At 42.6% G+C, this 8,074-nt stretch carries 6 protein-coding genes and 1 pseudogene; 6 read left to right on the top strand and 1 reads right to left on the bottom strand.

Annotated features, from left to right (window positions below):
* Positions 1 to 188, top strand: a pseudogene (locus tag IM479_RS14450) (IS5/IS1182 family transposase); the annotation flags it as partial.
* 39 nt (positions 189 to 227) lie between these two features.
* Here the strand turns inward: IM479_RS14450 and sufR are convergent.
* Complete coding sequence (gene sufR / locus IM479_RS14445) at positions 228 to 863, bottom strand: iron-sulfur cluster biosynthesis transcriptional regulator SufR (protein WP_287684906.1); 636 nt, start codon at positions 861 to 863, stop codon at positions 228 to 230.
* A gap of 223 nt (positions 864 to 1,086) precedes the next feature.
* Here sufR and sufB point away from each other — a divergent pair, with 223 nt between their 5' ends.
* The 5 genes from sufB to IM479_RS14420 all read left to right on the top strand — a co-directional run bounded on the left by sufB (position 1,087) and on the right by IM479_RS14420 (position 7,856).
* Positions 1,087 to 2,529: a Fe-S cluster assembly protein SufB gene (gene sufB / locus IM479_RS14440; protein WP_287684908.1), complete on the top strand. Its 1,443-nt coding sequence runs from the start codon at positions 1,087 to 1,089 to the stop codon at positions 2,527 to 2,529.
* A gap of 137 nt (positions 2,530 to 2,666) precedes the next feature.
* Complete coding sequence (gene sufC, locus IM479_RS14435) at positions 2,667 to 3,437, top strand: Fe-S cluster assembly ATPase SufC (RefSeq protein WP_287684905.1); 771 nt, start codon at positions 2,667 to 2,669, stop codon at positions 3,435 to 3,437.
* 224 nt (positions 3,438 to 3,661) lie between these two features.
* Positions 3,662 to 4,987 (top strand): Fe-S cluster assembly protein SufD, encoded by a 1,326-nt coding sequence (gene sufD, locus IM479_RS14430; RefSeq protein WP_287684904.1) that lies wholly within the window; start codon positions 3,662 to 3,664, stop codon positions 4,985 to 4,987.
* A 55-nt stretch (positions 4,988 to 5,042) separates the two neighbouring features.
* Complete coding sequence (locus IM479_RS14425; RefSeq protein ID WP_286826568.1) at positions 5,043 to 6,305, top strand: SufS family cysteine desulfurase; 1,263 nt, start codon at positions 5,043 to 5,045, stop codon at positions 6,303 to 6,305.
* A 45-nt stretch (positions 6,306 to 6,350) separates the two neighbouring features.
* Positions 6,351 to 7,856, top strand: coding sequence for an RluA family pseudouridine synthase (locus IM479_RS14420; RefSeq protein WP_287684903.1), 1,506 nt, complete (start codon positions 6,351 to 6,353; stop codon positions 7,854 to 7,856).
* The last annotated feature ends 218 nt before the right edge of the window (positions 7,857 to 8,074 follow it).

Raw genomic sequence — 8,074 nt, 5'->3', positions numbered from 1 at the left:
CCTCAACATCGGAAACAGCCATTGCTATTACTTTTTTAGTTATCAATCTTTCCACCCTGCTTCGGCAGGTTTTTTGGGCTTTTTTATGTCTGAAATGGAAAAACCGCACTTTTTCTCGGTCAATGATGACAATAAGTTATGGCTTAGAAGCTAATCAACAACTAAAGCTTATGCTTGTAGCTAAGTGAAATCATTGATTAAGAGACCTGTGCTTTTCAATAACTTTTTCAGCAGACCCTAATTAGATAACCACATCGTTGCTCACCTTGATTGATCCAGTGAGTCCGTTCGATCGTACAATCGGGCAGCAGCATCGCAAACATTTCTAATTCATGGCCACAGATACTGGGATAGGAACCAGCCACCTCAGCAATAGCGCAATGATGCTCGGCTAGGACATAACTATTTTCTGCTTCCAGTGCCACTAATTCTGCCATATAACCCTCCTCTTGGCGAATTTCCAGCAATTTTCTCATTCTTTCCCCTAAAGACCCCTTGCCGAGGCGCAATTGATATTCTGCCGCTTTGCGTTGCCACTGTTTTTTGAGAATTTCCCCCACCTGTTGCTCTCCCACCGTCTCCACGAGAGTATTGAGGAAAGAAACGGCGAAATTATCGTAATTATGGGGAAAACGGCCACGACCTTGACGACTGAGACGATAAATGTGCTGAGGCCGTCCTATCTTATTTTGTACCGCAAAATATTCTATCAGTCCTTCCCCCTCCAAATCCTTAAGATGGCGGCGCGTCGCTTGCGGACTAATACTTAACTCCTCAGCCAAGTCTTGGGCGGTAGATTGACCGTTTTTGAGCAAATATTGCAGAATATCGTCTTTAGTCGAGGCGGGTTGAGTCGTGGTCATGATACCAAAAACAGAGGCTTTAGCGTACAATTGCTGAGAGTCAAGGAGCGGCCAATTACCCCTACAGAGTAACTTGAATAACAGAGGTTTACCAGAATCCTCTGAAATTTTCCGTGACTTTGACAACAGCTTTGTTGTTAATCTATTATATAATCAATTTAAACAACAAGAAAGTTGTTTAACTGCCTCCCCTGCCTACCGCGTAGAGAGAACACCAACCCCCATGAGTGCAACCACCGTTAAAAACCTCGTTAACCAACCCTACAAGTACGGTTTCATCACCGATATCGAATCGGAAACCATCCCTCGCGGTTTGAATGAGGAGATTATTCGCCTAATTTCGGCGAAAAAGAAGGAACCGGAATTCATGCTCGATTTTCGTCTCCGGGCCTACCATCAATGGCAAAAGATGACCGAACCCAGTTGGCCGCACGTTTCCTATCCTGCCATTGATTATCAAAATATTATCTACTACTCTGCACCCAAACAGAAAAAAGCAAAACTCAACAGTCTTGAAGAAGTTGACCCCACTTTAATCGAAACCTTTGAAAAATTAGGCATTCCCCTTTCGGAACAAAAACGCCTTTCTAACGTGGCTGTAGATGCTATCTTTGATAGCGTTTCTATCGCCACAACTTTTAAAGAAAAACTAGCAGAACAGGGGGTTATTTTCTGTTCTATCTCGGAAGCTTTACAGGAACATCCCGACTTAGTGCAGAAATATCTCGGTACTGTGGTTCCCGTGGGTGATAATTATTTTGCCGCTCTTAATTCGGCCGTTTTTAGCGATGGTTCCTTTGTTTTTATACCCAAAGGTGTCGTCTGTCCTATGGAATTGTCCACCTATTTTCGGATTAATAACGGTGAGACGGGACAATTTGAAAGAACTTTAATTGTCGCTGAAGAAGGGGCATCGGTAAGTTATTTAGAAGGTTGCACCGCTCCGATGTACGATAGTAATCAACTTCATGCCGCCGTCGTGGAATTAGTCGCCCTCGATAATGCGGATATTAAATATTCGACTGTACAAAATTGGTACGCTGGCGATGCCAATGGTAAGGGAGGTATTTATAATTTCGTCACTAAACGGGGTCTGTGTAAAGGAGTTAATTCTAAAATTTCTTGGACGCAAGTAGAAACTGGTTCAGCGATTACTTGGAAGTATCCCAGTTGCGTCTTAGTTGGCGATAATTCCGTCGGGGAATTCTACTCAATTGCCCTAACTAATAACAAACAACAGGCCGATACAGGTACGAAAATGATTCACATTGGCCGCAACACCAAAAGTACCATTATTTCTAAGGGGATTTCTGCGGGTAATTCCCAAAATAGTTATCGCGGGTTAGTGAAAATGGGACCGAAAGCCAAGGGAGCAAGAAATTACTCCCAATGTGATTCTATGCTGATTGGAGATAATGCCGAAGCTAACACTTTTCCCTATATTCATGTGGATAACAACAGTGCTAAAGTAGAACACGAAGCTTCTACTTCTAAAATCGGTGAAGACCAATTATTCTACTTCGCACAACGGGGCATTTCCGAAGAAGATGCTGTCTCTATGTTAGTCAGTGGTTTCTGTAAGGATGTCCTCAGTAAATTACCGATGGAATTCGCCGCCGAAGCTGATAAACTCCTCAGTCTCAAGCTCGAAGGAACCGTCGGGTAATCAGTAATAAGTAAACAGTAAAGTAGGGTGGGTTAGGCGATAGCCGTAACCCACCAAAAGCTAAGACAATTTATCCATCAATTGATGACTCGCCGTCAACCCCAAAAACTAATATTTTTGTTCTAGACAAACATCTCATGAGTGAAGTAATTTTATCAGTAAAAAATCTGACCGCTAGTATTGATGGAAACCAGATTCTTAAAGGAGTTAACCTCGAAATTAAAGCGGGTGAAACCCACGCAATTATGGGACGCAATGGCTCAGGAAAAAGTACCTTTTCCAAAGTAATCGCTGGACATCCCGATTATGAAGTAACTGGGGGAGAAATAATTTATAAAGGCGAAAACCTCTTAGAAAAAGAACCCGATGAACGAGCGCTTATGGGTATCTTTCTCGCTTTCCAATATCCCCTAGAAATCCCCGGCGTTAGTAACCTCGATTTTCTTCGCGTTGCCTATAATGCCCGACAAAAATATCTAGGCTCGGAAGAATTAGATAGTTTTGACTTTGAGGAATTAGTCGAGAAAAAACTAGAAGTTGTCCAGATGAATCCTAGCTTTCTTAGCAGAAGTTTAAACGAAGGTTTCTCCGGTGGTGAGAAAAAACGTAATGAAATCCTACAAATGGCCTTATTAGAACCTACTTTAGGAATTCTCGATGAAATTGACTCCGGTTTAGACATCGATGCTTTGCGAATTGTTGCCCAGGGAGTCAATCAATTAGCTACTCCCGATAACGCTTTTTTACTTATCACTCACTATCAGCGTCTGCTCAACTACATTGAACCCGATGTTATTCATGTTATGTACGATGGGCGCATTGTCACCAGTGGCGGTAAAGAATTAGCCCTCGAATTAGAAAGAACTGGCTACGATTTCCTCGACGAACAATTATTAGCCGTTAAGTAATCTAGCTATCAGTTATCAGTTATCAGTTATCAGTAGTCAGTTATCAGTTATCAGTTATCAGTTATCAGTTATCAGTTATCAGTTATCAGTTATCAGTTATCAGTTATCAGGAGATGGCTTTTATTTATTCTTCCTACACCCCACTACCCCACTACCCCACTACCCCACTACCCCACTACCCCACACCCCACACCCCACACCCCAACCCCCACCCCTTCCTACCAATGACAGCCATAATCACGAAACCTGAACAATCAGGAGAATTATTGTTAAAATTGTCCCGAGAAACGGTTCCCACTATCGATAACGGTAAAATTCTCGAATTAAGAGAATCAGGAGCCAGTAAAGCTCAAGAATTAGCCATCCCGGGCAAAAAAGATGAAGAATGGCAATTCACCGATTTAAGTCAACTCTGGGCGATCGATTTTCGCGTCCCCCAAACCGTTACAATCGATAAAAATGCCCTCGCTGCTTTTTCGCTGCCCGAAGCCAAAAACAGCCACCTAGTCTTCGTTAACGGCATTTATCAGCCCGAATTGTCCGATATCTCCGCTTTACCCCCCGGTGTCAGCGTCAGCAATCTCGCCAATGCACAAAAAGATGTTCTTGTCAACTATCTAGGGAAAGAAAAAACACCCGAATTTTTTACCGCACTCAACCAAGCTGGTTTAAGGGATGGGGCAGTAATTCACGTCACCGCTAATACCGTCGTCACAACCCCGATACATCTCTTATTTATCACCGTTGTGGAGGAAATTCCCCGCTTTTATCAGCCCCATAGCCTAATCGTGGCTGAAACGGGAGCTAGTGTCAATATTATTGAGAATTACGGGGCTTTAGCCGAACATTGCTCCGATTTACCTCTAAATTACGCTTATTTTACCAACGCTGTCACGGAAATTTACCTCGAAGCCAACGCCGAAGTCATCCATACCAGAGTACAAAGGGAATCAGGAGATGGTTTTCACATCGGACGCACGATAATTGAACAAGGGCGCGATAGCCGTTACACTCTCAACGAGATAAATCTGGGCGCTAAACTCTGCCGTCATAACCTCGATATCCTGCAAAAAGGAGAACAAACCGAGACAAATCTGCACGGATTAGCCATGATTACCGGACAACAAACCGCCGATACCCACAGCGCCATCTATCTCAACCATCCCCACGGCATCACCAAGCAACTACATAAATGTATCGTTGATGGTAGCGCTCACGCTATCTTTAATGGTAAAGTGTTTGTTCCCAAGCCCGCCCAATTAACCAACGCCTCCCAGTTAAATCGGAATTTGTTAATTTCTAACAAGGCACGAGTCAACACCAAACCCGAATTACAAATTACCGCCGATAACGTCAAATGTTCCCACGGGGCAACCGTTAGCCAACTGGAAGCCGATGATTTATTCTATCTGCAAAGCCGGGGCTTAAGTGCCGACACCGCCCGCAGTTTGTTAATTGATGCTTTCTCGGCCGAGATTTTAGCTAAAATTCCTCTAGAATCCCTGCGCCAAAGATTGGGGCAATGCGTCGCCTGTCGCACTGTGGAATAACTCTACCGGGGTGGGTGCCAACCTGCCCAAAGTACCCCTCTGACTCCTGACTAAAATGACAATTATCCAAGAAAAAACTCTCGCCCAAAAAGTCCGCGCCGATTTCCCTATCCTTCATCAAAACGTACACGATAAACCCCTTATCTATTTCGATAGTGCCGCCACTTCCCAAAAACCGATTCAAGTATTAGAAACCCTGCGAAACTATTACGAAAAAGATAACGCCAATGTGCATCGGGGGGCGCATACTTTAAGTGTCCGAGCAACGGAAGCCTACGAAGGGGCCAGAGATAAGGTCGCTAGGTTTATTAATGCCGCTTCTCGTCGGGAAATTGTCTATACTCGCAACGCCACGGAAGCGATTAATTTAGTCGCCTACAGTTGGGCATTAAATACCCTGAAAGCAGGGGATGAAATTATTCTCTCGGTCATGGAACACCACAGTAATTTAATCCCCTGGCAAATTATCTCCCAAAAGACGGGGGCGGTGATTAAATATGTGCAATTAACCAGCGAAGAAAGCTTTGATTTAGAACAATATAAATCCTTATTATCTGACAAAACTAAATTAGTTGCTGTCCTTCATGTTTCTAACACCTTAGGCTGTATTAATCCCGTTGCCGAAATAGTCAGCCTTGCCCATCAAGTCGGGGCGAAAGTATTAATTGATGCCTGTCAAAGTGTCCCCCATTTAGCCATTGATGTGCAGGCCATAGATTGTGATTGGTTGGTGGCTAGTGGTCATAAAATGTGCGCCCCCACCGGTATTGGATTTTTGTACGGCAAAGAGGCCATTTTAGAGGCAATGCCGCCCTTTTTTGGTGGTGGCGAAATGATTGCGGAAGTCTATTTAGACCATTTTACCTGTGCCGAACTGCCCCACAAATTTGAAGCTGGAACCCCCGCTATCGGCGAAGCGATTGCTCTCGGTGCTGCGGTAGAATATTTAATGGGTTTAGGTATGGATAATATTCATGCCTACGAAGAAGAATTAACCGCTCATTTGTTCAAAAAATTAGGAGAAATTGAGGGTTTAAGAATTTACGGGCCGCCACCTAGTTTAACGGGCCAGGGTCGGGCTAGTTTAGCCGCCTTTAATGTGGAAGGGATTCATGCTAGTGATTTAGCTACTTTATTAGACCAGGAAGGAGTCGCTATTCGTTCCGGTCATCACTGTACCCAACCTCTACACCGCCTTTTTGATGCTTCCGGCAGCGCGCGGGCAAGTCTATATTTTTATAATACCCGAGAAGAAATCGATCGCTTTATTGTCGCTTTACAGGAAACTATTGATTTCTTTGCCAATTGTTTTTCTTAGGGGGATTTCTAGCCCTTTTCCTGTTCTTAGCGATTAACCTCAAGAGTGAAGGAAGTTACTTATTATTATCAAGGAATTTGTCCCGAAACGGGCGAGTTATTGCGCTTGCCCCGCACTCTTTTGGCTGAAAAAATTGCCCAAGATTTGATGACAACTATCACCAATCCTCAAGGTAAAATGTATGGAATTTTGTTAGGAGAAAATGCTGCTGGCGAAATAGAAGTTTTAAAAGCTTTTTCTGGACAGGGAGAAGCTGCTGGCTGGGTTCCGTCCCTAGTGGGGAGAGAAAAAATTATTCGGGAAGAAAAGCGAGTTTTGCAACTTTTAGAAATAATTAAACAGGAAATTATTACCCTACAATCAATTCCCGAACATAATTTATATCGACTCAATCAAGCAAATTTTGAGCGCAAAATACAAGCTTTACAGCAACAACATCAAAACCATAAACAGGAACGAGATAGTTTAAGAAATTTAGGAAATTTAAACCCAGAAGAATTAGAAAAATTAAATAATATCAGTCGTCAGGAAAAAAGAGCAAGAAAGCAATTAAAACAGGAACAAAAACAAGTTTTAAAACCCTTAATTGATAAAATAAACGTAGCCAATCAGAGAATTATTGAACTTAAGCAACAGCGTAGGAACCTCTCCAAACAGTTACAGGAATTGCTGTATCAATCCTACTGTTTAAACAACTTTTCTGGACAATCTCTCTCCTTAGCTAAATTGATGGGCAGTAATTTGTTACCGACGGGAACAGGGGAATGTTGCGCCCCGAAATTATTAAATTATGCCGCCATGAAAGGATTAAAACCTGTCGCCATGGCCGAATTTTGGTGGGGAGAATCGAATCGAGATAGAAAACAGGGAGAATTTTATGGCACTTGTCAAGAAAGATGTCAACCTCTCATGGGTTTTTTACTTTCTGGTTTACGTTCATCCCTAGAAATTATCTACGAAGACGAGGGAATAATTGCTATTAATAAACCCGCGGGATTATTATCGGTAGCAGGACGTTATCAAGATAGTCAAGATGCTGTGGTCAATCGGTTTCGTCGTCAGGGAAAAAATGTCATTCCAGTTCATCGTTTAGACCGAGAAACTTCGGGATTATTATTACTAGCTAAAAGTTTAGATATTTATCGTTGTTTATCCCAACAATTTCAACAGCGAGAAGTGGAGAAAATCTACGAAGCTATATTATCAGAAATTATTGAGCGAGAATCAGGCATAATTGACCTCCCTCTCTGGGGAAATCCGCAAAATCGACCCTATCAAACTGTGGACTGGCAAAGGGGAAAAGCTAGTCAAACCTATTTTAAAGTTGTCGGTAAAGAAGGCAATTATTCTCGGCTAGAATTTATTCCCTACACGGGAAGAACCCATCAAATTCGTGTTCATAGTCAACAGGGATTAGGGATAGGAATTTTAGGCGATCACTTGTACAATGGTAAGCAGTCCGACCGTTTATACCTACACGCTAAACAATTATCTTTTCGTCATCCTCAGACCGAAAATAAACTTGATCTCATCATTCCCACCCCCTTTTGAGAGCTATAATTGCTAACAGCCAAAAATTAGCTATAGTAACCCGATTTACTGACAAGGGTACAAGGTCAGCCAGAAAATAAATAGGGTCTGCTGAAAAAGTTATTGAAAAGCACAGGTCTCTTAATCAATGATTTCACTTAGCTACAAGCATAAGCTTTAGTTGTTGATTAGCTTCTAAGCTATAACTTATTGTCATCATTGACCGAGAAAAAGTGCGG

Source organism: Microcystis sp. M165S2 (genome assembly GCF_020245885.1).
In the GTDB taxonomy this organism is placed as follows: Bacteria; Cyanobacteriota; Cyanobacteriia; order Cyanobacteriales; family Microcystaceae; genus Microcystis.
This window is presented reverse-complemented; position numbering and strand designations above follow the sequence as displayed.